Here is a 25,954-nt window from a genome sequence, read left to right as displayed (position 1 = left end):
GGGTTTAGCAGCGGTGGTTGAAACAGAACTGATGGCGGCCAGCCCCTTAATGCGGGGCATATACGACCTGTTCGCGCGGATGGAACCGCCGGTGGGCGGGCGTGGCGATCTGGATGGCAATCCCGGCCTGCCGACTGTCCCGACCCTGCGTGATGCCGCCGTCTTGGTGCCGCTGGTCGACCGGGTGGAGGGGCCGACCCTCCTGCTGACCCAGCGCACGGCCCATCTGGCGGCCCATGCCGGTCAGATCAGCTTTCCCGGTGGCGGTGTGGAACCGCACGATATCGACCCCATCGCCACCGCCCTGCGGGAGACGGAGGAAGAGATCGGCCTGCCGCGCAGCCATGTGCGGGTTCTGGGCCGGCTCGACACCTATATTACCCGCACCGGATTCCGGGTGGTGCCGGTGGTGGCGCATGTCCGCCCGCCCTTCACCTTGACACCGGACCCCAACGAAGTTGACGCCATTTTCGAGGTGCCGCTGACCTTCATTCTGAACCCCGCCAGCCGGGTGCGGGAAAGCCGGGAATTCATGGGCGCACAGCGGCATTTCTGGGCCTTCCCTTATGGTGACCGCTATATCTGGGGTGCGACCGCTGGCATGCTGGTGAACCTGTGCGACGTGCTGGCGGGTCTCAACGACGCGACGTGACAATCCCCGCCTTCCATGGTTGATAAGGGGGAAATGTGCAGGCCGGGGGTGAGCCGCGATGGAAGTGCTGCGCCAGCTTGACCAACTGACCCTGCTGGTCACCTTCGCGGCGGTGGCGTCCGGTCTTGGTGTCTCGCTCTGTATCTATTGGTGGCGGCAGCGGGCCATTCCCGGTCTTGGCTTTCTGACCGGCGGTGTCGTGCTGGGCGCGACGGGCGTCGCCATCCTTGCCACGCGCGATTACATCCCGCTCTGGCTGTCGGTGCTGCTGGGCAATCTGGGGGTGGGATGGGCGCATATCCTGCTGCTGCTGGGCATCCGGCGTTTTGCGGGTCGGCCCCTGCGCTGGACCGTGCCGGTCGCCACCCTGGCCATCCTGACGGCGGTACTGCTCTATGATGTGCTGCACCGGAACGACATCATCCTGCGCTCCATCGCGGGCTCGATCTGGCTGATCGGGATCAAGATCGCCATCGCCTATGAAAGCTGGCGGCAAGGGCGCACAGTGGCGCCCCGCCTGTGGGTGGTGATCACCACCGTATTCGCGGGGATGGCCCTGGTGATGCTGATCCGCATCATCGATATCGTCTGGCGGCAGGACGAGGGGGGATTCTTTTCCCCCAGCCCGGCGGCGGCCCTCAATTTCCTGCTGGCGACCGTGGGGCTGGTGGCCGGTTGCATGGCGGTCATGGCCCTGACCAACGATTTCCTGCAACGGCGGCTGGAGGCAGAAGCGGCGGAGAATGCCCGTGTGGCGCGCGAACGCGATCAGGCCGCGCAGACGGCGGATGCCGCCAACCGCGCCAAATCCGTCTTCCTGGCTGCCGTCAGCCATGAGATCCGCACCCCCATCAATGCCGTGATGGGGGGCCTGGAAATCCTGAACGGCCAGGGACAGCACGACCCCGCCTCCCCCCAGGGCAAGGTGCTGGAGGTGATGGACAAGGCGGGACAGTCCATGCTGGCGCTGCTGGATGATCTGCTGGACATCACGCGGATCGAGGCGGGTCACCTGTCGCTGCTGTCGGCCCCCATGGACCTGCACCAGCGTCTGCACGACGCCATCGACCTGATGGCGGGGCGTGCGGCGGCGGGCGGGCTGTCGCTGGAACTGACCATCGGCGCCGATGTTCCCCGGCATGTCAGCATGGATGCGGCCCGCCTGCGTCAGATCCTGCTGAACCTGATCGGCAATGCCATCAAATTCACCGAACGCGGCGGCATCAAGGTGGTGGCCGCGCGACAGCCGCCCGCCGTGGGCCATGCCAGCGCCACGCCGGGTGCCGCCCTGGTGCGGATCACGGTGGCCGATACCGGCATCGGCATTCCCGCCGCGAAGTTGCCGCATGTCTTCGACGCCTTTTATCAGGCCGAAGCCGGGGACAGCCGCCGTTTCGGCGGGGTCGGCCTGGGGCTGGCCATTTCAAAGCGGTTGGTCGGCATGATGGGCGGCACCATCCAGGTGGACAGCGCACCCGGCCATGGCACCGTCTTCACCCTTGACCTGCCCATGCCGCTGGCCGCCGCCCCGGCCCAGGCACCGGGTGCGGCGGCCCGTCTGCTGCCCTACTGGACCAGCCGCCCACAGGTGCTGCTGGTGGAGGATGATGCCGTCAATCAGTTCGTGGCGACGCAGCTGCTGACCCGGCAGGGTGTGCAGGTGATCACGGCGGAGGATGGGGAGACGGCGCTGGCCACGCTTGCCACGCAGCGGGTGAAGCTGGTGCTGATGGATATCGGCATGCCCGGCATGGACGGGTTTGAAACCACGGCCAAGCTGCGCCAGGGCGGCGGACCGATGGCGTCGGTGCCCGTCGTCGCCCTGACGGCCAATGTCCTGCCGGAAACCGTGTCGCGCAGCCGGGCCGTGGGCATGCAGGGCTTCATCGCCAAGCCCATCAAGCTGGAGGAACTTCTATCCACCCTGGCCCGCATCATCCCGCCCGACGGCGTGGGTGCCGTGGCCCTGGCCGGCGCGGAACCGGCGCAGGTGACCCAGATGCGGCCCACCGATACCGGCCCGATGGGCGCGCTGCGCGGGCGGCTGGGCGGGCCGGCGGTGGATGGGCTGTTGCTGCTGGCGGCACAGAATGTCGCCGATGCCCGCCGCAGCCTGCGCCCCGCCGGTGATGATGACGCCATTGATGTCGCGGCGGTGCGGCGTCTGGCGCTACGTATGGCCGATGGGCTGGACGCTGTCGGTTTCCCCGCCGATGCACAGGCCCTGCGCGATTGTCTGGGCCTGCTGCGTCCGGGGCAGCCGGTCAATACGGCCCTGGCCGCCATGGACGCCATCCTGGCCGACGCACAGGCCCGTTTGCCGCGCATCCGCACTGCGGCGGAATGATCGCGAATATGGCACGCCAGCCATTCATCAAAAGAATGCCGGTGATTTATTTGAATTGATCCAAATCAGGGAAATGATCACGCCGAGCTTTTATAAGAAAACCTGTAAGCGACGACTGAAAACAGCGTCCAGCCGGCGGCGGAAATATTCGCCCGGCACACGATACAGGAGCCTTATCCATGAAGAAATTCGCTGTTCCGGCGCTGGCCGCCGCGTTGACGATGGGTGCCGCTGTCATGCCGGCCCATGCCGAAAAGGCCGCCGGCGACCTGCTGGTCCGTGGCCGCGTCATCTATGTACAGCCGGATGAAAGCAGCAGTCTGAAGCTGGGCACGACCGCCATCGCCGGCAAGGCCGCTGTTGACAGCTCCGTCGTGCCGGAACTGGATTTCAGCTACTTCTTCACCGACAATCTGGCCGCCGAACTGATCCTGGGCACGACGCACCACAATGTGGCGGCCAAGGGCTCGCCGCTGGGCGCCTCGGTTGATCTGGGCGATGTCTGGCTGCTGCCGCCGACCCTGACCCTGCAGTATCATTTCAATCCGAAGGGCAAGATCAGCCCCTATGTCGGCGCTGGCGTGAACTACACGATTTTCTACGGCGACGATCCGGGTGCCGCCAAGGGCATCTCCTATGACAATGCCTTCGGGCTGGCTGCCCAGGCCGGTGTGGATATCGAACTCAACGACAAATGGTCGCTGAATTTCGATGTGAAGAAGATCTGGCTGGATACGGATGTGAAGGTGAATGCCGGCTTGGCCAGCCCCGTCAATGCCAAGGTTGATATTGATCCCTGGATCTTCGGCGTGGGTGTCGGCTACCGGTTCTAATTTTCTGCCGCAGATGCTGGGCTTCACGCGGCTTCCGGCAAGCCGAAAGCCGCTCACTGAGCCGGTCCGTCCCTTGAAACCGGGGGCGGCCATGTTGGGAAGGGACTTGGCCTCGGGCACCGTCCGGGGGTACATAAGCCCCTTTCCAACGTGGCCGCCCCCGGACCTTTTCGGGGCTGGCCCGCCCTTGAGATCGGGAGCACGCACATGCGCGCTGAAATCCAGGCGGTGACGGAGGCTGTTGAACAGTCTCTGGTCCTGCTGAGGAGGCATCTTTGACTGGGAGAAATCCCTTTTCCGCCTCGACGAACTGACCGCCCTTACCGAAGACCCGAACCTGTGGAATGACAGCGACCGGGCCCAGAAGCTCCTGCGCGAAAAGAACCAGCTGGAAGCGTCGCTGAATGGCACGCGGCAGCTGGAGCGCGATCTGAAGGACAATCTGGAACTTCTGGAAATGGCCGAGATGGAAGGCGATCAGGATATGATCGCCGAAGCCGAAGCGGCCGTTCTGTCGCTGAAGGACCGTGCGGCCACCATGGAGCTGGAAAGCCTGCTTTCCGGTGAGGCCGACGCCAACGACGCCTATCTAGAAGTGAATGCCGGTGCCGGTGGCACAGAGGCCCAGGACTGGGCCCTGATCCTGTTCCGCATGTATTCCCGTTGGGCCGAACAGCACAATTATAAGGTCGAGCTGCTTGACGAGACCAATGGTGAAGAGGCCGGCATCAAGTCCGCCACCATCCAGGTCAAGGGCCACAATGCCTATGGCTGGCTTAAGTCGGAGACGGGCGTGCACCGCCTGGTGCGCATTAGCCCGTTCGACAGCCAGGCTCGCCGCCATACCTCCTTCTCCTCCGTCTCCGTGACGCCCGTGATCGACGACAAGATCAATGTCGAGATCAATGAGAAGGATGTGAAGGTCGATACGTTCCGCGCGTCGGGTGCCGGTGGGCAGCACGTGAACAAGACCGACTCGGCGGTGCGCTTCACCCATATCCCCACCGGGATCGTGGTGTCGTGCCAGCAGGAACGCAGCCAGCACAAGAACCGGGCCAAGGCCTGGGACATGCTGCGCGCCCGCATCTATGAGATGGAACTGCGCAAGCGCGAGGAAGCGGCCAACGCCCTGGAAGCCACCAAGACCGATATCGGCTGGGGCCACCAGATCCGCTCCTACGTGCTGCAGCCCTATCAGATGGTGAAGGACCTGCGGACCAATGTCGAAACCTCCGACAGCGCCGGCGTGCTGAACGGTGATCTCGACAAGTTCCTGCAGGCAGCATTGGCGATGCGCATCAACGGCCATGGTGATGCGCAGGCCTAACGATCTGGCGGCTTCATCAAAAGTGACGTTTTCTGCCAAGGCCCGGTAACAATCTGTTGCCGGGCCTTCGTTTTTGCCTCAGAAAGGGGCAACCGGGCGCGGCGCATGAAAAAGCGCCAGCCCGTTCCCATTTTTCAAAACGGATGCCCCAGCGTCGGTGGGACGCGATCAGGCATCGTATGGGGTTGCCCGATGGTCGCGTTGGATTCGACCGCGCTTGATTTGCCGGCCCTGGGGGCGGCGGGGGCGGACCGTCTGTTCCTTTCCTATTTCAACAGCACCTCGCAGGTGCTGGTCCTTTTGGACTCGGACGGAACCGTTCGTGCGGCCAACCGTGCCGCCCTGCGCGTGGGTGATCTGGCGGCAGAACAGGTGTTGGGCCTGGCTCTGTGGGATACGCCCTGGTGGCGCGGGTCACCGGGGGTGCGTGAACGGCTGATATCGGCGGTACAGGCGGCCGGCAGGGGCGCCACCATCCGTTTCGATGCGGCCACGGGGCCGGAAACGGGTGCCCCGCTGGTCTTCGACCTGTCGGTCACGCCCATCGATCCCGGTGCCGATGGCGCCATCCGCCTGATGGTGGAGGCGCGCGACGTGACGGAGGCGCGCGACATCGAACAGGCGATGCGCGCCAATGAACAGCGCCTGCGCGACATGGTCGAAGGCTCGGTGCAGGGGATTGTCGTGCATTCGGGCCGGCGCATCCTGTTCTGCAACACCGCCTATGCCCAGATGCTGGGCTATTCGTCGGTGCTGGATGTGCTGTCGATGGAGTTGGACCGCATCATTCCGGAACCGGGGCGCGAACAGGCCAATCGCGCCTGGTCCATTCTGCTGGCCGGGGGCAAGCTGCCCATCATCCGTTCAACCCCCAATATCTGTTGCGATGGCTCGCTGATCCATGTCGATGTGTTGGCCCGCCGCATCGTCTGGGACGGGCAATATGCCATCCAGGCGACGGTCGTGGATGTGACGGCGCAGGCCAAGGCCGCCGCCGCAGAGGCGGCCCGTCTGGCCGCGGAAGCTGCATCCCGGACAAAATCCGCCTTCATCGCGACCATGAGCCATGAGTTGCGCACGCCCCTGAATGCCATTCTGGGCTTCGCCGGGATGATCGCCAGCGGCGACCGTGACGGGGTGCCGCCCGACCCGCGCCATGCGGAATATGCGGGTGACATCATGGTGGCGGCCAACCATTTGCTGGCCGTGATCAATGACATGCTGCACCTGTCGAAGATTGAGGCGGGGCGGCTGACGCTGGAACCCTGCTGGATTCCCCTGGAAGGGGAACTGCGTCAGATTCAGCGGATCGCGCGCGGCCTGTCGCGGGATAAGAACCTGTCCATTGAGGTGGAACTGCCAGCGGGTGAGCCGCTGCTGCTGCTGGCCGATGAACGGGCGCTGCGGCAATTGCTGCTGAACATTGTCGGCAATGCCGTGAAGTTCACGCCCCATGGCGGGGATATCCGCCTGGTCGCTGAATTAGACCGCCATGACGGACGGCTGGTCCTGTCCGTAGCAGATACCGGCATGGGCATTCCCGAGGGCGATCTGGAGCGCATCTGGCGTCCGTTCGAACAGGTGGGGCGGGTACAGGATCATCAGAACGGGACGGGCTTGGGCCTCTCCATTGCACGGGCTCTGGCTGAACTGCACGGTGCCGCTGTGTCGGTGGACAGCAAGCTGGGCCAGGGCACGGTCTTCCGTTTTCGGTTCCCCGCGAACCATGTGGCGCGCGGCTCCGCACCGCGTCCCGCACCCTCCAATGACGAGATGGACGAATCGATGGTCGCTCGCGTCGGGCGGTAGGTCCCGTCGCGCTGCTATTGTTCGTCCTGTGCTCCCGCCGAAGCGCCTGTCCGGTGACCGGTCAGGAAAGTGTCGTGTCGTTGCTCATCCCCACTGTTGTCGTGCTTATGGACCGGTCCGGCGCGGATGATCGGGCGTCTTGCCGGCCCAATGCATGTAAACCCGTTCCTATGCCAAAGAACAGGTGAGGCAAGGCAGGACACTTCGCCAGGGTAACGGAAACATAACAGTTTTGCTCTATCTGCTTTGCTCCCGACAATGTTGCAGATGGGCGCAGGGCCTCTCTTAACTTGTCCAGAACAGGGGCTTGGAGAGCAGATTGTTGACGAAATAGGTCATGTCTGGACGTGCAATCAAAGCAAGAATAGAGATCGCACTCCATCGCCTGTAGTCATATGACTTCACCGACATCGTCAAGATCGGATACAACCGACTTTGACAAATGGGTGCAAAGTCAGTCACCATCAACAGCATTCGACTGATGGAGACTAGGACCGGCAGGCACATCACACACTTTGCAGTTTCACAACAGAAAACACGAGGAGAGTGGCCTTCGGTGCCCGGAATGTATTTTCGCACCTGCTTCCATTCCTGGACCACATTAGCTGTGGTCGGGGGCTGGATTTGCGGAAATTCGGCTCTCTTGTTTCGTTTTCTGAATTTTTCTTTCATCCCTCAAAGGGCCTTTCTCTTGAAAACGAGTTTACGCATCGAAAAACGGGAATTCAACGATAATCCGTTGCCAACGCGCGTGTTCTCGGGCGCGATGGTGAATGGAAGGTTGGCGTCTTCACGCGCATGCACCAGCATGTGCAGCACCTCCTGGCGCCATCACATGCTTTCGCGTAAACATCTTTCGGTTGCTGAAATAGTCGCTGTCAACGATCGCCGAATCGGACACCTGACCGGGGAGCGGTTATGACGAATAGTATCGCTGCACGGCTGCGGCTTCTGCGCCATCGCCTTGGCTTTGCCCGCCGGTCCGACATGGCCGCGCATCTGGGCCTGCCCAGTTCCACCTACAGCGCCTATGAGGGGGATGCCGGTCCGCCCAAGGTGGAATGGCTGCTGGAACTGGCCCGCCGGGGTGTGAACCTCAACTGGCTGCTGACCGGGGAGGGGGAGATGCTGGTCCCCGGCCAGGATGTGGCCTCCATGAACCCGACCATCATCTCTTTGTCGACCGCTGCCGCTTCCACCCCTTCCCTTCGTCCTCATCCAGTCGGGGAGCCCGAGCCTGTGGTGGACGCCTATCTGCTGGCCGCCATGATCAGCCGGGTGGAGCGGGAGGAACGCGACCGTGGCCGTGCCTTGAGCGCCCTTGAGAAGGGCGAGATGATCGCCCATCTCTATGTCGCATCTGCCCGCCTGACCGAAAGCGAATTGGCCGGCCATCCGCTGTCAAGGGCGGCGGAAGCGCCGGAGAAGTAGAACTGATCCTCCCTGATTGCCTGAAACGAAAAACCCCCGCCGGAGCGATCCCGCGGGGGTTTTCCTTACTCAAACGCCTTGGGCCAAAAAATCAGCCCAGTGCCTTCACCATGGTCGAGCCCAGGCTGGCCGGGCTTTCGGAGACATGGATACCGGCGGCGCGCATGGCTTCCACCTTGAACTCGGCGGTGTCGTTACCGCCGGAGATCACGGCACCGGCATGGCCCATGCGGCGGCCCGGCGGGGCGGTGCGACCGGCGATGAAGCCGACGACCGGCTTCTTCAGGCCCGACGCCTTGATGTACTCCGCACCGTTCACCTCTGCGTCACCACCGATCTCGCCGATCATGATGATGCCTTCGGTTTCCGGGTCGCGGGCGAACATTTCCAGCGCGTCCACGAAGTTCGTGCCATTGACGGGGTCGCCGCCAATGCCGATGCAGGTGGTCTGGCCCAGGCCCGCCGCTGTGGTCTGCGCCACCGCTTCGTAGGTCAGGGTGCCGGAACGGGACACGATGCCGATCTTGCCACGCTTGTGGATGTGGCCGGGCATGATGCCGATCTTGCACTCGTCCGGGGTGATGACGCCGGGGCAGTTCGGACCGATCAGGCGGGTCTTGCTATTGGCAAGCGCGCGCTTGACGCGGACCATGTCCAGCACCGGGATGCCTTCGGTGATGCAAACCACCAGCGGCAGTTCGGCATCAATGGCTTCCAGGATGGCATCGGCGGCGAACGGCGGCGGCACATAGATGACCGAGGCATTGGCGCCGGTCTTCAGCACCGCGTCCGACACGGTGTCGAACACCGGCAGGTCGAGATGCTTGGAACCGCCCTTACCGGGGGTCACGCCGCCGACCATCTTGGTGCCATAGGCGATGGCCTGTTCGGAATGGAAGGTCCCCTGCGCGCCGGTGAAGCCCTGGCAGATGACCTTGGTGTCTTTATTGACGAGAACGGCCATGTTACGCGGCCTCCTTCACGGCCTTGACGATCTTCTCGGCGGCGTCGGCCAAGTTGTCAGCCGACAGGATCGGCAGACCGCTTTCGGCCAGGATCTTCTTGCCGAGGTCGACGTTGGTGCCTTCCAGACGGACAACCAGCGGAACATGCAGCGAGACTTCACGCGCGGCGGCGACAACGCCGTCGGCAATGACGTCACAGCGCATGATGCCGCCGAAGATGTTTACTAGGATGCCTTCGACATTCGGGTCGGACAGGATCAGCTTGAAGGCGATCGTCACGCGTTCCTTGGTGGCGCCACCGCCCACGTCCAGGAAGTTGGCCGGCTCGCCGCCATACAGCTTGATGATGTCCATGGTGGCCATGGCCAAGCCGGCGCCGTTGACCATGCAGCCGATGTTGCCATCCAGCTTCACATAGTTCAGGCCATGCTTGGTGGCTTCCGTCTCGGACGCTTCTTCTTCGGTCGGGTCGCGCAGTTCTTCGACGTCGGGGTGACGGTAGAGCGCGTTGTCGTCGAAATTGACCTTGGCATCCAGCGCGATCACGTCGCCGGCGCCGGTCACGACCAGCGGGTTGATCTCAACCATGCTCATGTCCAGGTCGATGAACGCCTTGTACATGGCAGTCATGAACTTGGCGGCGGCATTGACCTGCTTGCCTTCCAGGCCCAGGGCGAAGGCGACCTTGCGGGCGTGATAGCCCTGCAGGCCTTCGACGGGGTCGATGGCAACCTTGGTGATCTTCTCGGGGTGGCTGTGGGCCACTTCCTCGATCTCCATGCCGCCCTCGGTCGAGGCGACGATGGTGACGCGCGACGAGCCGCGATCCAGCAGCATCGACAGATACAGCTCGCGCTTGATGTCGGCGCCTTCCTCGATATAGAGGCGGCCGACTTCCTTGCCCGCTTCACCGGTCTGCTTGGTGACCAGCACCTGGTTCAGCATGGCGGCGGCGTTGGACTTTACATCATCCACGCTCTTGACGACGCGGACGCCGCCCTTGCCGTTGGGGTCGTTTTTGAAACGACCGGCGCCACGGCCACCAGCATGGATCTGCGACTTCACCACCCAGACGGGACCACCCAGTTCGGTGGCAACCTTGGCGGCTTCGTCCGGCGTATAGGCGACGCCGCCGCGGGGCACCGCGACGCCGTACTTCTTCAGCAGGCTCTTGGCCTGGTACTCATGGATATTCATCGCTCAGCCGTCTTGCTCTGGATGGGAGACGGGCCGGCAGAGCGGGGATCCGCCCAGCCGCACACGGAGGTCCAACCCCCACGCGGGCGGCACTTTAGCACTATGGGAACCGGGATCAACCATCCAAAGGTCCCTTGTCGTGCCCGTCAATATGCGGAATTTTGCACGGGTCCACGGGCGCCTTCACGATACGAAATGGCGCAAACCCTTGCAGCGCAACAAGAGCCTGCCGCAGATGCGGTAAGCACGAGCGTCGGGTGCAAGGGTGCCATGTAACGGCGACAGGACCACTACGTCTGTCACCTGCCGGTGAAATGTCCCACTGGCCGGCCCGCACATGCCTGGAACCGGCCAGTAAGACATATGTATGGATCAACCGCCCCGGCCCTTGAAGGCCTTCAACTGCTTGTTGAAGTTGGCGGCCAGCTTTTCCATGCGCTCGGTCGACTTGTTGTAGCTTTCGATATCCATCTTACCGCGCTTGCCCTCGGCGGTCAGGCAGGCCTGATACTCCTCGGTGGCGGCGATGTAGGCCTTCACGGCCTTTACGGCGTCCGCCATCTGGGTCTCAGACGCGGTGGCCCCGTCGGGCAGGGTGGGCGGATCACCCTGTTCACAGGCAGCCTGTGCGGCACCGGTAAACAGAATCATGGCGATGGCGGTAGACAGGATTGCTTTTTTCATCGTTTGACACCCCAAAGAACAATAAAATTTTAGACATCGGAATCGTCCTTGATGCCCGCGCATCAACCACGGCCCGTTATCCAGGTTTTATTGGGTGCCAAGTTATCCCCAACTGACTAATTATTGGGCAATTATGCCCTTATCTCCCTAAACTTGTTGTGAAGGATAAAATCTTCACGCCTGCCCGTCAATTACAGCTGCGGCGGGACCGAATGGTAAATGCATGCGCCAACGTCGGGCGGCCAAAATGAAAAACCCGCGCCGGTTTCCCGGCACGGGTTCTCGTAAAAGCGCCTGCCCAGCGAAGAGCGGGTGGCGGCAGAAACCTGGAGCGTATTTCCGTTGACCGGAAACACGCTCCATCCGTTCGTTTTCCTCAAGCGCCGGCGCGGCATCCGCCGCTTGGCTTCACGCCGCATGTGCGGCGCGGCGGCAGTCGCCGCCGGAGCTGTTTCCGGCAAACCGTAAACAGCTCTAAATCAGCCGTTGCGGGCCTTGAAGGTCTTCAGCTGCTTATTGAAGTCGGCGGCCAGCGCTTCCATGCGGGCGGCGGACTTGTTGTAGGCTTCCATGTCCATCTTGCCGCCCTTGCCAGCAGCTTCCAGGCAGGCCTGATATTCCTCGGTCGACACGATGTAGGCCTTAACGGCCTTCATGGCTTCGGCCATCTGTTCCTGGCTGGCGGTGGCGCCATCAACCAGAGCCGGCGGGTTACCCTGTTCGCAGCCAGCGGCGAAAGCGGAGGTGGCGGTCAGGGACAGCAGGGCGGTGGCGAACAGCAGGGCGGTCTTCATGGGGTGTCCAATTCCTTACGATGGCGTGTTTGTCGGTGCGATGGGGCGGGGAGGTGCCAGCAAAGGCGCCAAGCCGTCAACAGAAATCGCACCCTTTTGGGCACGTGCCACTGTTGGCCGCATGTCTTTACTGACCTTGTGACGCCACCTTGTTCGAACGACTTGGCAACGCCACCAAATTAACTAGACACTTCATGGGATCACCACAGCGACAGCGCGATCAGCGCTTTTTTATTCGTGGCGTCCGTCTGATGGAGCGGACTATACGGGCGACCCGTAACCGAATGGTTAAGAAAATGACCCAAACCTATACTTTCGTACCGCTGTGATGCAGATCAGTTTTGCAACAGAAGCAAAGATCACAGGTCCAGCCATGCAGTTTCTTTGTGGATATTTGGCCTGTATTTTATGAAATTATTTATAAAGGCAGCGGGTATTGATAAATAATGACCAGCGGGCGCTGTGCCGCGGAAACAAAAAACCCCGCCCGGATGGTCGGGCGGGGTTTTGTGCCGGAAGGGCTGGAAACCAGCACCTTCTGATAAAGGTAAAGGGATCAGCCTTCGGCCGAAACCTTCTTGGTCACGTCGACCAGAACCTTAACGGCGTCGACCGACTTGTCGAAATTGGCCTTCTCGTCGGCGGACAGGTCGATCTCGATGATCTTTTCCACGCCCTTGGAGCCGATGATGGTCGGCACGCCGATATAGAGACCGTCCACGCCATACTGACCGGTCAGCTTGGCAGCCACCGGCAGAACGCGCTTCTTGTCGCGCAGGAAGCTCTCGGCCATGGCGATGGCGGAAGCGGCCGGGGCGTAGAAGGCGGAGCCGGTCTTCAGCAGGCCGACGATCTCCGCGCCGCCGTCACGGGTGCGCTGCACGATCTTGTCCAGCTTCTCCTGCGTGGTCCAGCCCATCTTCACCAGATCGGGCAGCGGGATGCCGGCGACGGTGGAGTAACGGACCGACGGGACCATGGTGTCGCCATGACCGCCCAGCACGAAGGCCGTGACGTCTTCGACCGACACGCCGAATTCTTCGGCCAGGAACCAGCGGAAGCGGGCGCTGTCCAGAACGCCAGCCATGCCGACGACCTTTTCGGCGGGCAGACCCGACACTTCCTGGAACAGGCCGACCATGGCGTCCAGCGGGTTGGTGATGACGATGACGAAGGCGTTGGGGGCGTGTTCCTTGACGCCTGCGGCCACGGCCTTGATGACCTTGGCGTTGATGCCGACCAGATCGTCACGGCTCATGCCCGGCTTGCGCGGCACGCCGGCGGTGATGATCACCACATCGGCGCCAGCGATATCGGCATAGTCGGACGTACCGGAGTAACCGGCGTCGAAACCGGCGACCGGCGACAGCTCGGCGATGTCCAGCGCCTTGCCCTTGGCAACGCCCGCGAAGTCGGGGATGTCGAGCAGGATGATATCACCCAGCTCCTTCTGGCCGGCCAGCAGGGCCAGCGTGCCACCGATCTGGCCGGCGCCGATCAGCGCGATCTTCTTGCGTGCCATGGGAATTTCCCTTCGATTGGTTCGGGTCAGGAAACAAGATTACGTTTGGAACATCCGGTTGCAACTTTCCTTAGCTGCAATGCGGGATGACCCTGGGCGGCGTGATTAGCGTGAAACAGCCGTTCGGGCAAGCCGACAAGGGTCGTGGGTGCGGGGTGGCAGGCCAGCGCCTGACGCAAGGCCCGTATGCGGCACTGCGGCGGGAACGGAATAGGTGACGGCGCGGCCCTGACTTCGCGGCATTCCGCACCGTCGCACACCTTATATATTATAGATCGTCCAGTTCCGGCAGGATCAGGTCCCTGGCCCCGGCATGGCGCAGGTCGGTGGTGTTGGCCCCGTCCAGCGCCAGTTGGGTGCAGACGGCACCCGACATATCGGCGCTGATCAATTCCGCCCCGCCCATGTCGGTCCGGATCAGGCTGGCCCGGGTGAAGACGGCCTGCGTCGCCTTGGCCTTGCGCAGGTTCGCGGCCCCCAGGTCGGCCCCGTCGAAGCGCACACGGTTCAGGTTGGCAGGCCACAGCCTTGCGGCGTTGCTTTGTATCTGTACCGGCCCCAGGTCGGCCCGGACCAGGACGGCCCCCGAACAGGTGGCCCGTTCCAGACTGGCGCCGCGCATGTCGGCGGCGGTCAGGTCGGCATCACGCAGGTCGGCCAGCGACAGGTCGGCCATAGCCAGCGTGGCACCTGAAAGGTCGGCCCCGCGCAGCATGGTCCGGTGCAGCAGGGCCGCCGACAATGTCTGTCCCGACAGGTCGCGGCCCGACAGGTCCACGCCCGACAGGTCGGCCCGGATACCGTCACGTCCCTGGCTGTCCACCCAGACGCGATGATCGGCCAGGATCTGCTCCAAGGGCCTTCCATCGCTGGACAGTTCACGCGACAGGATGGCCCCGTCCAGATTGGCGGCGCGGCGCGTCACATCATCCATGATCACGCCGATCAGGTCGGCACCCAGGAACCGCGTCGCGTTCAGTTCCGCCCCCGTCAGGTTGGCCCCCGACAACCTGGCCCCCGACAGGTTCGCCTCCCGCAGATCGGCACCCGTCAGGTCGCAGCCCGTCAGATTGGAATTGGACAGGTTGGCGCGCACGAACTTGGTCCCGCGCAGGATGGCATCCGTCAGGTCCGTCTGCATGACGAACGCGTTGGAGATTTTGGCGCGCGACAGGTCGGCGGCCCGGATGGTCGCCACCGACAGCTCGGTATTCACCGACACCGTCTCAAACTCATGCGCGGCGATGTCGCCATTCTTGCGCACATGCATGATGGTGCCATCGCGCAGGTCGCTGTCGGACAGGATGGCCTCGGTCAGGACCGCGCCGCGCAGACAGGCACCGCGCAGATCGGCCTTGCGCAGGTCCGCTCCTTCCATATTGGCCAGACGCAGATCGGCGGCATAGAGCGTGGCCCCCGACAGGTTCGCCCCCTCCAGCCGCGTGCCGAACAGCTTTGCCCCCGACAGGTCGGCATCCGACAGGTCAAAACCGGACAGGTCCATATGCGACAGGTCGCGCAACTTCAAATTGGCGCGCGCTCCACCGGCCTGCCGGCGCAGAAAGGCCTGATGCCGGCTCAGCACGCCTTGCAATTCCGCAACACTGATCCGCGACCGGTCCGGGCCCCGCCCGATCTCGCCGCCCATGTCCTCACCCCATTATTACGGGATATTCAAAGCAATCTGACGATCCACAAGGATCACCCTAGCATTAAGAAGACGAAAGTGAAGATTTCGTATAGCCGGACAGTAAGACTATTACGGAAGTGGGTATCGGACCATCATGCCTGCATCTTTGCGTGGCATGCGGGTGCCGGCACCCTTCATCCCGGACCGCCACATTGACTCTGTGCCCTTACCGCTGTATCAACTCGGCCACCCTGCATTGGGTAGGAATTCGGCACCGAGGTGCCCCGCCAGTCCGCGAGTGTCGCGCACTGGCGCTTTTGCGTTTGGGCATGGTCCATCCACAAGGGCGAAAGCGGGGTGGCCAAGGCACCGGGATGGAAGGCAACGGATGTTCGACGGACTGACGGGACGGCTTGGCGATATCTTCGACCGCCTGCGCAAGCGCGGGGCGTTGTCGGAGGATGACGTCAACGCGGCATTGCGCGAGGTGCGCATCGCCCTGCTGGAAGCCGACGTTGCCCTGCCCGCGGTCAAGGCCTTCGTCACCGGCGTCAAGGAAAAGGCCATCGGGACGGAGGTGCTGCGCGGCATCAATCCCGGTCAGATGGTCATCAAGATCGTCCATGACCATCTGGTCGAGCTGCTGGGTTCACAGGTCGAGGATTTGAACCTGGAGGCGGTACCGCCGGTTCCCATCTTGATGCTGGGTCTGCAAGGCTCCGGCAAGACCACCACGTCGGCCAAGATCGCTGTCCGCCTGAAGAACCGCGACAAGAAGAAGGTGCTGCTGGCGTCGCTGGACACTCGCCGCCCGGCGGCACAGGAACAGTTGCGTATCCTGGGTGAACAGACGGGTGTGGCCAGCCTGCCCATCATCGCCGGCCAGCAGCCGGTGGAGATTGCCCGGCGCGCCATGGAAGTGGGCCGCCTGGAAGGGTTCGACGTCGTCATCCTGGACACCGCCGGTCGCCTGGCCATCGATGAGGAGTTGATGGCCGAGGTCGTGGCCATCCGCGACGTCGCCAATCCGGTGGAAAGCCTGCTGGTCGTGGATGCCATGACCGGTCAGGACGCCGTGACCGTCGCCACCAATTTCAATGACCGCGTCGGCATCACCGGCATTGTCATGACCCGTATCGACGGCGATGCGCGCGGCGGTGCCGCCCTGTCCATGCGCCATGTCACCGGCAAGCCCATCAAGCTGATGGGTATGGGTGAGAAGACCGACGCGCTGGAGCCGTTCCACCCCGACCGTATCGCCGGCCGCATCCTGGGCATGGGCGACGTGGTCAGCCTGGTGGAAAAGGCCGCCGAGAGCATCGACAAGGAAGAAGCCGAAAAGCTGGCCAAAAAGCTGGAAAAGGGCGGCTTCGACCTGGAGGACATGCTGTCCCAGATGCGGCAGATCCGCAAACTGGGCGGCATGGGCGGGATGATGAACCTGCTGCCCGGCATGGGGAAGATCAAGGAACAGCTGAAAAACGCCAATATCGATGAGAATATCCTGGACCGCCAGGAAGCCATCATCCTGTCGATGACCAAGAAAGAGCGTAAGAAGCCCGATATCCTGAACGCATCGCGCCGCCGCCGTATCGCCACGGGTGCGGGCGTGACCGTTGCCGATGTGAACCGTCTGATCAAACAGTATCAGGACATGTCGGAAATGATGAAGAAGATGAAGAAGATGGGCCAGAAGGGTCTGCTGCGGCAGGGCCTGGGCGCGCTGATGCCGAAGGGCCTGCGCTGATGTCCGTCACCGCCGAAACCCTGATGCAGCGCTTCTCGCTGGACAGCCTGTGGCTCGATGCCACGCTGGCGGCGTTGCTGCATGGGGCGAACAGCACCCTGTTCGCCGCCGTCCACCGCGACGGACCGGCCCTGCGCCGTCTGGCTGGGCTGCTGGGTTTCGTCGGTCTGACCGTGGCGCTGTCGGCCCTGGCCGGTCGCGGCTGGGCGTTGGGCTTTCTGGCGGCATCGACGGCTTTCGTCTTCTATTTCCATGCTGTCTGGCTGCCCAATCATGGCGTCAATGGCTGGACCGGGGAACCGCGCGACCGGTTCCTGTCTCTGACCCGACGGAAGAACCGGGTATGACCAATCAGGTACGCAACCCCGCCGCCCCGGAACACGCCACGCTGCTGACGCCGCGTTTGGTGCTGCGCCCGCTTTCCTGGGCCGATACCGATGCCATGCACGCCATCCTCAGCGACGCGGAGACGATGCGTTACTGGTCCCATCCGCCCGTCACCTCCATCGAGGAGACGAAGGCGTCGATGGAAAAGGCGCTGGTCGAGGATGATACGGTCCGTACCTGGGCCGTGACCACCGATGGCCGCGACTGTCTGGGCTGGGTCACGCTGTTCGGCGTGCGCGATGGTATCGGCTGGGTCGGCTATATCCTGTCGCCCGCAGCAAGGGGCAAGGGCTATGGCGAGGAAGCGGTGGCCGGCGCCCTGAACCATGCGTTCGGCGCCTGGGGCCTGCACCGCATCGCCGCCAATATCGATCCGCGCAACCACCGTTCGGCGGGGCTGCTGCTGCGTCTGGGCTTCACCTGGGAAGGCACGCAGCGCCAGGACTTCGTCTATGGCGGTACCTATCTGGATACCGGCGTCTTCGGCATCCTGGCGTCCGACTGGCAGAAGCGGCGGGAGAACCCGCCGGCCCTGTTGCCGACGCTGCGCCATGGTCCTGCCATCCTGCGCCCGTTGAAGGCCAGCGACGCCGATGCCCTGCATGCCGCCTATGGCGATCCGGACAGCATGCGCTACATGCCGCATAAGGCCCATGACAGCATCGAACAGACGCGCGACAAGATGCTGTCCATGGCGTCGGGCGCGCGGTCCGGCTGGCATTGGGCCATCACCACCGATGGCGGTGAATGCCTGGGCTGGGCCCTGCTGCTGAAGGAGACGCCGGCGCAGGTCAATCTCGGCTATATCCTGACGCCCGCCGCACGCGGCAAGGGGCTGGCCAAGGCCGCCACCGCCGCCATGCTGCGCTATGCTTTCACGGTTCTGAAGAAGAACCGGGTGGAGGCGGAGCTTGATCCGCGCAACACCGCGTCCGCCCGCGTGTTGGAAGCCAACGGCTTCGTGCGCGAAGGCATCCGCCGACAGGGTTATGTCCGCCTGCATGGCGAGGTGGTCGATAATTGTCTTTACGGAATCCTGGCGTCCGAATGGACGGCAGCGAATGGCGGGGATGAAGCATGACCCGTCACAAGGAACATCGCCGTCGGGGCTGATCTGATCCCGCGTCGATTATCTCTCAACCCAGATCGTTTCATCTTTTGTAAGCAAGGAAGATCAACATGTCCGTCAAGATCCGTCTGGCCCGTGGTGGCTCGAAGAAGCGTCCGTTCTACGCCATCGTCGTCGCCGACAGCCGCGCCCCGCGCGACGGCGCCTTCATCCAGAAGGTTGGCACCTACAACCCGATGCTGGCCAGCGACCATGCCGACCGCGTCACCCTGAACGAAGAGGCCATCAAGGGCTGGCTGGCCAAGGGCGCCCAGCCCACCGACCGCGTCGTCAAGTTCCTGGCCAAGGCCAACCTGATCGCCACCCCGGCCATCATCGAAAGCCCGAAGAAGTCCGCTCCGAAGGCCAAGGCCCAGGAACGCGCCAAGCTGGCCGCCAAGGCCGCTGCCGCTGAGTAAGTGACTGTCACGCCCCTCCCCCATCCGTGGGGGAGGGGCGTTTTATTGAGAGAGCAGCTTGATGACCGACCGCATTTGCGTGGCCCAGATCATCGGATCGCACGGGGTTCACGGCCGCCTGCGGGTGAAGAGCTTCACCGCCGATCCCGAGGCCGTGTTCGACTACAACCCGCTAACCGACGAAGCCGGCGCCCGCAGCTTCACGCTCCGCATGACCGGGATGGGCAAGGACCATTTCCTGGTTGAAGCGACGGGCGTGAAGGGCCGCGATGCCGCCGATGCGCTGAAGGGCGTCAAGCTGTTCGTGCCGCGCGACCGGCTGCCGGGTCTGGAGGATGAGGACGAGTTTTACCACGCCGATCTGATCGGCATGGAAACCGTCACGGAAGGTCCCGAAGGCGACGCCGCCTTTGGCACCATCAAGGCCATCCATGATTTCGGTGCCGGTGATGTTCTGGAACTGGTGCATGTGTCGGGCAAGACGGTGTTCATCCCGTTCTCCCGCGCCGTCGTGCCCGTCGTGAACGTCAAGGCGGCCCGCGTGGTCATCGATCCGCCCGTCAACCTCTTCACCCCGGCCCGTCCGGACCCGGAAGAGCTGGCGGAAATGGGCGGCAAGCTGACGCTGGATGACGAGCCCGAGGGGGAAGAACCCGAGGGTCAGGAAGCTGGTGAGCAGCTGACAGCCCCATGACCGAGTCCAACGCCCCGTTCTGGCACGTCACCGTGCTGACCCTGTTCCCGGAGATGTTTCCGGGGCCGCTGGGGCTCAGCCTTGCGGGAAAAGCGCTGGAAAAGGGCACCTGGACACTGGAAAAGCTGGACATCCGTTCGTTCACGCGCGATAAGCACCGCTCCGTGGATGATACCCCGTTCGGCGGCGGCCCCGGCATGGTCATGCGCCCGGATGTGCTCGATGCAGCCATCCGCGATGCAAAGGCCAGGCAGGAGGCAGCCGGACTGAAACCGGGCCGGATCGTCTACCTTTCACCGCGTGGACGCGTGTTGGACCAGGCGCTGGTGCGAGAGATCGCCAGCGAAGGGACCCTAACATTGCTGTGCGGGCGGTATGAGGGGATCGACGAACGGGTGATCGAGGAACATCACCTTGAGGAGGTCTCCTTGGGTGATTTTGTGCTGTCCGGTGGTGAACCGGCGGCCCTCTGTCTGATCGACGCCGTGGTCCGGCTTTTGCCGGGTGTCATGGGGAACGTCGAGACAGCGGGGGAAGAGAGTTTTGAACGGGGGTTGCTGGAATACCCCCATTATACGCGGCCACCCATCTGGAATGGCCGTGCGGTGCCGGAGATCCTTTTGTCCGGTCACCATGAGAAGGTCCGGGCTTGGCGGCTCGAACAGGCGGAAAAGATCACGCAAGGGCGACGGCCCGACCTGTGGTCCGACTACCTGGCAAGCCGTCCGGCCCCAAAGGTGAAGAAACGCCGAGCCCGTCGGGCATCGGCCGAGCCAACCAAAACCACCGCGATCCCGGACGGGAACGGTGGCAGTGACGAAGGATGAGTACCATGAACATTCTGCAGAAGCTGGAAGCCGAGCAGGTTGCCAAGCTGTCCGAAGGCAAGAAGATCCCCACCTTCTCCCCCGGCGACACCGTGAAGGTGAACGTGAAGGTCACCGAAGGCACGCGTGAGCGTATCCAGGCCTATGAAGGCGTTGTGATCGCCCGCAAGAATGCCGGCATCAATTCCAGCTTCACCGTCCGCAAGATTTCCTACGGCGAAGGCGTGGAGCGCGTGTTCCCGCTGTACAGCCCGCGCGTTGACAGCATCGAACTGGTCCGTAAGGGTCAGGTGCGTCGCGCCAAGCTGTATTACCTGCGTGGCCTGACCGGCAAGTCCGCCCGTATCGCCGAGCGTACGACGGGCCGTGGCATGAAGAACGGCCGCTCGATCGCCGAGTGATCGTTTTTCGCCCCTGGGCTGAAATGGAACACCCCGCCGGAGCGATCCGGCGGGGTGTTTTGTTTTTTGGGTTGTTCCCTCACCCTCCCAAACGCTGGTGCGTTCGGGCCCCTCCCTCTCCCACTGTCGTGGGCGAGGGGCGATATCAAGCACACCATGAAACTCTGCCCCTCGCCCGCTTGCGGGAGAGGGAGGGGCCCGTCGGCGCTAGCCGATGGGAGGGTGAGGGTTACCCCGCCGCCGCATTCTTCCGCTCCGCCCAGCGCACGCCCTGGGCGATGACGAAATTCATGGCCAGATAGATGGCGCCGGCAATGATGAACATCTCCACCGGCTGAAAGCTGCGTGACGCGATGGTGCGGGCGGCACCGGTCAGTTCGATCAGCGTGATGGCGCTGGCCAGGGAGGTGGCCTGCACCATCTGGATCATCTCATTGCCATAGGCGGGCAGGATGGTGCGCAGCGCCTGGGGCAGCACTATACGGCGGTAGAGCAGGGGACGCGACATGCCCAGCGCGCGGGCCGCCTCGATCTGTCCGAAGGGAACGGCCTGGATGCCACCGCGCATGATTTCGCCCGTATAGGCCGCTGTGTTCAGCGTCAGCGCGATGATGGCGCACCAATAGGCCTCGCGCAGGACGGGCCACAGAAAACTCTCCCGGATGCCCGCAAACTGCCCCAACCCGTAATAGATCAGGAAAATCTGCACCAGCAGCGGGGTGGAGCGGAACAGGAAGACGTAAACGCCCGTCCCCCCCGATATGACCCGGTTTGACGACAGCCGTCCGAACGCTACCGCCAGGGCCAGCACGAAGCCCAGCGACAAAGACAGCACCACCAGTTGCACCGTCACCCACGCACCGGCGAACAGGGCGGGCAGGGAGGAGAGGATCATGTCGATATTCATGGCCCCGCCCCCCTCAGTTGTTCACGGCGCGGCGCACGCCGCGTTCGGCCCGCCGCGACAGGGCACGGAACAGAGCCTCCGAACAGGTGGTCATGATCATGTAGAGGATGGCCGCCGTGACATAGAACAGAAAGGGCTGCCGCGTTGACTGCATGCCCAGATAGGCCTGACGCATCAGTTCGGCCAGCGACACGACGGACACCAGGGTGGTGTCCTTCAAGGTCATCTGCCAGACATTGCCCAGGCCGGGCAGAGCATAGCGCAGGGCCTGCGGCACCAGGATGCGTCGCAGGATCAGGAACCGGCCCATGCCCAGGGCGCGGGCGGCCTCCAGCTGTCCCTTGGGCACCGCCGTCACGGCACCCCGGATCACCTCTGCGGCATAGGCGGCGGAGACGATGCCGACGGCGGTGACGCCGACCGCGAAGGAGGACAGTTCCACCGGGCCGGAATAGCCGAACAGGCCCGCGACCCAGCCGATCAGACCAGACCCGCCAAAGAACAGCAGCCAGATGACCAGCAGTGCCGGCACGCCGCGCACGATGGTTGTATAAGCCGCGGCCAGCCAGCGCACGGGTGCCGGCCCCGACAGCTTGGCGGCGGCCACGCCCGATCCGGCCAGGATGCCGATCAGATAGGCCAGGATGGCGACAGCCAAGGTCATGCCGGCCCCCCGGGCGATCTCATCCCCCCATCCGTCGCTGCCAAAACGCAGAAGATCAAGCATCAGGACTTATCCGGTCGCAGGAAGGAGAGGGTCAGCGCAGGCAGACATCGACAAACTCCGCCGCGAACTGATCCCAGCGGCGATTGCCCAGGACCCAATCCGATCCTTTCTTGCCGCGTGCGCGTGCGTCGTCGCGGTTCTGATAGGCGAACTCCATGGTTTCCAGCAGTTCTTCCACGTCGCTTTCGCCCCAGTAACGGCGGGCTTCAGGGTCATTGGCCACCGGGCTCTGGCGCGACAGCACATAGGTGCGGTCTTCCCCGATCAGGTCCAGATGGCCGGTATTGGCGGACAGGATGACCGGCACGCCGCAGGCCATCGCCTCCATCGCCACCAGATTGGTGCCGGGCTCGCAACGGTTGGGAAAGATGGCCAGGTGGCAATTATGCAGGACCGGGGCGATCATCTTTCGTCCAAGGAAGCCGCAATTGAAAAAGGCCCCATCCGGCAGGCCGTTGGCTCGCAGCCAGCCTGCCTCGTCCACCCCTTCCGCGGTGACTTCCGGAGCGACGGCCAGGACGGGGCTTTCCCGAAGGCTCAAGGCTGTGCCGGGCCAGAAATTTCCCCAGGCCGTCACCAGCAGCGCATCAGGGTGACGCTGGTGGAACGCCCTGAAGGCCGCAATCACCAGGTCCTGTCCCTTGCGGAACTCGGTTTTGCCGCCGGAAAAGATAATATAGCGTTCACCGAACATGCCATTCCCGGTGCCGGGAAACACCTCGACCGGGTCCACCCCCTGAAACACGCAGTCCGACGCCACCCCGTGATCGGCCAGCACCTGCTTGTTGAAATTGGAATGGATGACGACCTTGGAGTAGGAGAGGGCGTCGCTGATCCCTTTGGGCGGCAAGGCTGTTCCCGTGAACGCCCCCACACCGATATTGCGGTCGCCGAAGAAGGATTGCTCCCCCAGGGAGGGCTGCATCATGCTGCCCAGCGCATAGAGCACGGTTGCCTCGGGTATATGCAGCCGCCGGCCCTGGGCCTGCAACGTCTGCACGACGGCTTCCAGACCCCGTGAGGCATCCCCCACGGGGGCAACCAAAGCCTGGGTTTCCGGCCGCATCGTATTCAGTTCGGGATACGTATACAGCACGGGGGAGCCGCCTATCCGCAGCAGGTGCAGGCAGGTATGGACCCCTACCAGCCCCCAACCATGGATTTCAGTCAGGCGCCAGTTCAGGATGAAGGGGTTTTTAAGCAGATCGCTCAAGACGTACATCCTTTCGGCGTGGCGCAGTCACGGCTCAACAATAGGATTTTTCCTCAACGATGCTGGCACCCAGCAGATCGTTGATTTTCCGCTTCACGGCGGCGCGGCGGTCATTCGTGAAATAGACGGCACGGGCCAGACGGATGAATTCGTCGCCGAAATCGCTCCGCTTCTCGCAGATGCGGATATCATCCTCGATGACCCACAGATCCTCGTTGATGGTCTTCAATTCGGCCCGCAGCGCATCCAGTTCGGCAGAAGGCGGGATTTCCGCCTTGGCCGTGGCCTCCAGCACCTCATATTCGTGCCGGACATTCTTCAGCTTGGCGGGATCGCTGATCCGGGCCAGCTTGACCTCCAGGATCGTGATCTTGTCGATCAGTTCGCCTTCGCCGACTTCAACCTTGATCGTCATTTTATCTACGCCCGTCCTTGGAATTACGGCATGGAGCTGTCAAAGCCGAACCACTGCACCGAGAGGTTCTTCATGGTGCCGTCGGCCTTCATCTCGGCAATGGCCTTGTTCAGGGCGGCCAGCAGTTCCGGGCGGTTCTTGGCGATGGCCACGCCCTGACCACGACCGAACAGGCCACCGTCGAAACCGGGACCGAAATAGCTGAAATCCTTGCCTTCGGGGCGCTGCAGGAAGGCGTTCCAGGTGATGGCATCGGCCAGACCCACCTCGACCCGGCCCGTCTGCAGGTCCAGCGCCAGGTTTTCCTGGGTGTCGTAACGGCGGATATCCACCACGTCGGCCAGGTATTTATCGACGAAATTGGCGTGGATGGTGCTGGTCTGGACGCCGAGAACCTTGCCCTTCAGCAGGCCCTTGATCTTGTCGATGGCTGCCTGCTCGTCCGGGGTGATCTCGGTCAGGTCGATACGCTCGATCCCGTAATCGACATCCTGCAACGGGTTGGCGTTGGCAGAGACCAGATAGGCGGGTGTGGTCGTATAGCCGCTGGAGAAATCGACGGCGGCCATCCGTTCATCCGTGATCGACATGCCGGCGACGATGGCGTCGAAATGGCCGGCCTGCAAAGCGGGGATCATGCCGTCCCAGGCCTGCGCCTGGAACTTGCACTCGGTCCCCATGCGCTTGCAGACATCCTTCATCATGTCGATCTCAAACCCGACCAGATTGCCGGACGCATCGACCATGTTATAGGGGGGATAGGCGCCTTCCGTGGCGACCCGCAACGGGTTGGGGATGCCGCCAGGGGCCGGGGCCGCCTGCTTGGCGTCCTCCTTGCCGCAGCCGGAGAGCGCCATCACACCGGCCAGCGCCAGTGCCGCCATCAGCTTCTTCATACCTTCAACTCCCCCAGATACGCGGACCATGGCCGGGTGTCCCGGCTCGATACGGTCAATGGATTGCCTGTTACTTACCGCTGTCCCTCACGGGACAGGAACTGGCGGCACCGTTCCGACGACGGGTTGCCGAACACTTCCGCCGGTGTCCCCTGCTCTTCGATCCGGCCTTGATGCAGGAAAACGACCTTGTGCGATACCTCGCGCGCAAAGGCCATTTCGTGGGTGACGATCAGCATCGTCGCCCCCTCAATGGCCAGATCGCGTATGACCTTCAACACTTCGCCGACCAGTTCGGGGTCAAGGGCGCTGGTCGGTTCATCGAACAGCATCACCTTAGGTTCCATGGCCAGCATGCGGGCGATGGCCGCGCGCTGCTGCTGCCCGCCCGACATCTGCGACGGATAGGCATCGCGCTTGGCCGACAGGCCGACCTTGGCCAGCAGCGCCTCTGCCTTGGCGATGGCCTGATCCTTGGGCTGTTTCAGCACATGGACCGGCGCCTCGATGATGTTTTCCAGCACGGTCATATGGGTCCAGAGATTGAAACTCTGGAACACCATGCCGCAGCGCTGCCGGATGCGCTCCACCTGCCGTGCATCGGCGGGCTGGTTGCCGTGGCGGCCCTGCTTCATGGCGATCTGTTCGCCGCCGATACGCACCACCCCCTCATCGGGGATTTCCAACAGATTGATACAGCGCAGCAGCGTGCTTTTGCCTGACCCGGACGACCCGATCAGGGCAACCACCTCGCCCTCGGTGGCGTTCAGCGACACGCCCTTCAGCACCTCATTGTCGCCGAAGCGCTTGTGCAGCGCCTCCACCTCGACGGCGCGGACCGGACCGGAAACGATGGGGGCAGATGACATCGGCATCCATTAAGGGCAATTCAAGGAATTCATGCCAAGCTACTCCGCCAAGGCATGGCCGCGAAAGGGGAAATCCTGGGTTTCGGCACAGGCTTGGATTTGGGCGCGGCTGCATGATCGCGGCCATGCTATCTGTTGCACAGCAAGTACGCA

The 25,954-nt window shown here is 63.1% G+C and carries 26 protein-coding genes; 13 read left to right on the top strand and 13 right to left on the bottom strand.

Annotated features, from left to right (window positions below; translation table 11 throughout):
- Positions 1-31 precede the first annotated feature (31 nt).
- The 5 genes from ACT6Q8_RS12945 (at position 32) to ACT6Q8_RS12925 (ending at position 6,968) form a co-directional block, all read left to right on the top strand.
- Complete coding sequence (locus ACT6Q8_RS12945; protein ID WP_444739389.1) at positions 32-652, top strand: CoA pyrophosphatase; 621 nt, start codon at positions 32-34, stop codon at positions 650-652.
- Positions 653-710: 58 nt separating this feature from the next.
- Positions 711-2,999 carry an ATP-binding protein gene (locus tag ACT6Q8_RS12940; RefSeq protein ID WP_444732767.1) on the top strand — a complete coding sequence of 763 codons (2,289 nt, stop codon included), beginning with the start codon at positions 711-713 and terminating at the stop codon, positions 2,997-2,999.
- 179 nt (positions 3,000-3,178) lie between these two features.
- Entirely contained in the window at positions 3,179-3,832 is a 654-nt protein-coding gene (locus ACT6Q8_RS12935) for an OmpW/AlkL family protein (protein WP_444732768.1), read from the top strand.
- A 207-nt stretch (positions 3,833-4,039) separates the two neighbouring features.
- Positions 4,040-5,159 (top strand): peptide chain release factor 2 gene (gene prfB, locus ACT6Q8_RS12930; protein ID WP_156344907.1). Its coding sequence is split into 2 segments (ribosomal slippage): positions 4,040-4,108 and positions 4,110-5,159, totalling 1,119 coding nucleotides; the frame shifts between segments, so codons are not numbered across the junction.
- Positions 5,160-5,351: 192 nt separating this feature from the next.
- Positions 5,352-6,968, top strand: a complete 1,617-nt coding sequence (locus ACT6Q8_RS12925; protein WP_054170529.1) for a sensor histidine kinase — start codon at positions 5,352-5,354, stop codon at positions 6,966-6,968.
- 675 nt (positions 6,969-7,643) lie between these two features.
- Here ACT6Q8_RS12925 and ACT6Q8_RS12920 read toward each other — a convergent pair.
- On the bottom strand, positions 7,644-7,778 hold the full coding sequence (locus ACT6Q8_RS12920; protein ID WP_444732769.1) for a hypothetical protein: 135 nt from the start codon (positions 7,776-7,778) through the stop codon (positions 7,644-7,646).
- A gap of 108 nt (positions 7,779-7,886) precedes the next feature.
- On the opposite strand from ACT6Q8_RS12920, the gene ACT6Q8_RS12915 reads away from it, so the two are divergent.
- The gene (locus tag ACT6Q8_RS12915; protein WP_054170527.1) at positions 7,887-8,399 is read left to right on the top strand and encodes a helix-turn-helix domain-containing protein; all 513 of its coding nucleotides are present in this window, start codon (positions 7,887-7,889) and stop codon (positions 8,397-8,399) included.
- Positions 8,400-8,490: 91 nt separating this feature from the next.
- Here the strand turns inward: ACT6Q8_RS12915 and sucD are convergent, their stop codons facing one another.
- From sucD to ACT6Q8_RS12885, 6 genes are all read right to left on the bottom strand, one after another.
- The gene (sucD, locus tag ACT6Q8_RS12910) at positions 8,491-9,363 is read right to left on the bottom strand and encodes a succinate--CoA ligase subunit alpha (protein ID WP_054170526.1); all 873 of its coding nucleotides are present in this window, start codon (positions 9,361-9,363) and stop codon (positions 8,491-8,493) included.
- Between the two features lies 1 nt (position 9,364).
- A complete protein-coding gene (sucC, locus tag ACT6Q8_RS12905; RefSeq protein ID WP_054170525.1) occupies positions 9,365-10,561 on the bottom strand; it encodes an ADP-forming succinate--CoA ligase subunit beta in 1,197 nt (398 codons plus the stop codon).
- A gap of 372 nt (positions 10,562-10,933) precedes the next feature.
- On the bottom strand, positions 10,934-11,245 hold the full coding sequence (locus ACT6Q8_RS12900) for a hypothetical protein (RefSeq protein WP_102112291.1): 312 nt from the start codon (positions 11,243-11,245) through the stop codon (positions 10,934-10,936).
- A 479-nt stretch (positions 11,246-11,724) separates the two neighbouring features.
- Positions 11,725-12,039, bottom strand: coding sequence for a hypothetical protein (locus ACT6Q8_RS12895; protein ID WP_054170523.1), 315 nt, complete (start codon positions 12,037-12,039; stop codon positions 11,725-11,727).
- Positions 12,040-12,595: 556 nt separating this feature from the next.
- A complete protein-coding gene (mdh, locus tag ACT6Q8_RS12890; protein WP_054170522.1) occupies positions 12,596-13,561 on the bottom strand; it encodes a malate dehydrogenase in 966 nt (321 codons plus the stop codon).
- A 268-nt stretch (positions 13,562-13,829) separates the two neighbouring features.
- Complete coding sequence (locus ACT6Q8_RS12885) at positions 13,830-15,209, bottom strand: pentapeptide repeat-containing protein (protein WP_444732770.1); 1,380 nt, start codon at positions 15,207-15,209, stop codon at positions 13,830-13,832.
- Between the two features lie 370 nt (positions 15,210-15,579).
- Between ACT6Q8_RS12885 and ffh the strand changes: the two genes are divergently transcribed.
- The 7 genes from ffh (at position 15,580) to rplS (ending at position 20,774) form a co-directional block, all read left to right on the top strand.
- Positions 15,580-16,938: a signal recognition particle protein gene (ffh, locus tag ACT6Q8_RS12880; RefSeq protein WP_444732771.1), complete on the top strand. Its 1,359-nt coding sequence runs from the start codon at positions 15,580-15,582 to the stop codon at positions 16,936-16,938.
- Positions 16,938-17,285, top strand: coding sequence for a hypothetical protein (locus tag ACT6Q8_RS12875; RefSeq protein WP_054170519.1), 348 nt, complete (start codon positions 16,938-16,940; stop codon positions 17,283-17,285). Before ffh ends, ACT6Q8_RS12875 begins: the two co-directional genes overlap by 1 nt.
- Positions 17,282-18,406: a GNAT family N-acetyltransferase gene (locus ACT6Q8_RS12870; RefSeq protein ID WP_444732772.1), complete on the top strand. Its 1,125-nt coding sequence runs from the start codon at positions 17,282-17,284 to the stop codon at positions 18,404-18,406. Before ACT6Q8_RS12875 ends, ACT6Q8_RS12870 begins: the two co-directional genes overlap by 4 nt.
- A 98-nt stretch (positions 18,407-18,504) precedes the next feature.
- Positions 18,505-18,852, top strand: a complete 348-nt coding sequence (gene rpsP, locus ACT6Q8_RS12865; protein ID WP_054170517.1) for a 30S ribosomal protein S16 — start codon at positions 18,505-18,507, stop codon at positions 18,850-18,852.
- A gap of 61 nt (positions 18,853-18,913) precedes the next feature.
- The gene (rimM, locus tag ACT6Q8_RS12860; protein WP_444732773.1) at positions 18,914-19,546 is read left to right on the top strand and encodes a ribosome maturation factor RimM; all 633 of its coding nucleotides are present in this window, start codon (positions 18,914-18,916) and stop codon (positions 19,544-19,546) included.
- Complete coding sequence (gene trmD, locus ACT6Q8_RS12855) at positions 19,543-20,373, top strand: tRNA (guanosine(37)-N1)-methyltransferase TrmD (RefSeq protein WP_054170515.1); 831 nt, start codon at positions 19,543-19,545, stop codon at positions 20,371-20,373. Before rimM ends, trmD begins: the two co-directional genes overlap by 4 nt.
- Positions 20,374-20,378: 5 nt before the next feature.
- A complete protein-coding gene (gene rplS / locus ACT6Q8_RS12850; RefSeq protein WP_054170536.1) occupies positions 20,379-20,774 on the top strand; it encodes a 50S ribosomal protein L19 in 396 nt (131 codons plus the stop codon).
- A gap of 229 nt (positions 20,775-21,003) precedes the next feature.
- Here rplS and ACT6Q8_RS12845 read toward each other — a convergent pair whose 3' ends face one another.
- The 6 genes from ACT6Q8_RS12845 to ACT6Q8_RS12820 all read right to left on the bottom strand — a co-directional run bounded on the left by ACT6Q8_RS12845 (position 21,004) and on the right by ACT6Q8_RS12820 (position 25,801).
- A complete protein-coding gene (locus ACT6Q8_RS12845) occupies positions 21,004-21,681 on the bottom strand; it encodes an ABC transporter permease (RefSeq protein WP_444732774.1) in 678 nt (225 codons plus the stop codon).
- Between the two features lie 13 nt (positions 21,682-21,694).
- The gene (locus ACT6Q8_RS12840) at positions 21,695-22,408 is read right to left on the bottom strand and encodes an ABC transporter permease (RefSeq protein WP_054170513.1); all 714 of its coding nucleotides are present in this window, start codon (positions 22,406-22,408) and stop codon (positions 21,695-21,697) included.
- A 31-nt stretch (positions 22,409-22,439) separates the two neighbouring features.
- Positions 22,440-23,621, bottom strand: coding sequence for a glycosyltransferase family 4 protein (locus tag ACT6Q8_RS12835; RefSeq protein WP_444732775.1), 1,182 nt, complete (start codon positions 23,619-23,621; stop codon positions 22,440-22,442).
- A 34-nt stretch (positions 23,622-23,655) separates the two neighbouring features.
- Positions 23,656-24,036, bottom strand: coding sequence for a DUF6165 family protein (locus ACT6Q8_RS12830; protein WP_054170511.1), 381 nt, complete (start codon positions 24,034-24,036; stop codon positions 23,656-23,658).
- 23 nt (positions 24,037-24,059) lie between these two features.
- Complete coding sequence (locus ACT6Q8_RS12825; protein ID WP_054170510.1) at positions 24,060-24,932, bottom strand: transporter substrate-binding domain-containing protein; 873 nt, start codon at positions 24,930-24,932, stop codon at positions 24,060-24,062.
- Positions 24,933-25,006: 74 nt separating this feature from the next.
- Entirely contained in the window at positions 25,007-25,801 is a 795-nt protein-coding gene (locus ACT6Q8_RS12820) for an ABC transporter ATP-binding protein (protein WP_054170509.1), read from the bottom strand.
- Positions 25,802-25,954: the final 153 nt, after the last annotated feature.

This window comes from Niveispirillum sp. (genome assembly GCF_052437035.1).
GTDB lineage: Bacteria > Pseudomonadota > Alphaproteobacteria > Azospirillales > Azospirillaceae > Niveispirillum.
This window is presented reverse-complemented; position numbering and strand designations above follow the sequence as displayed.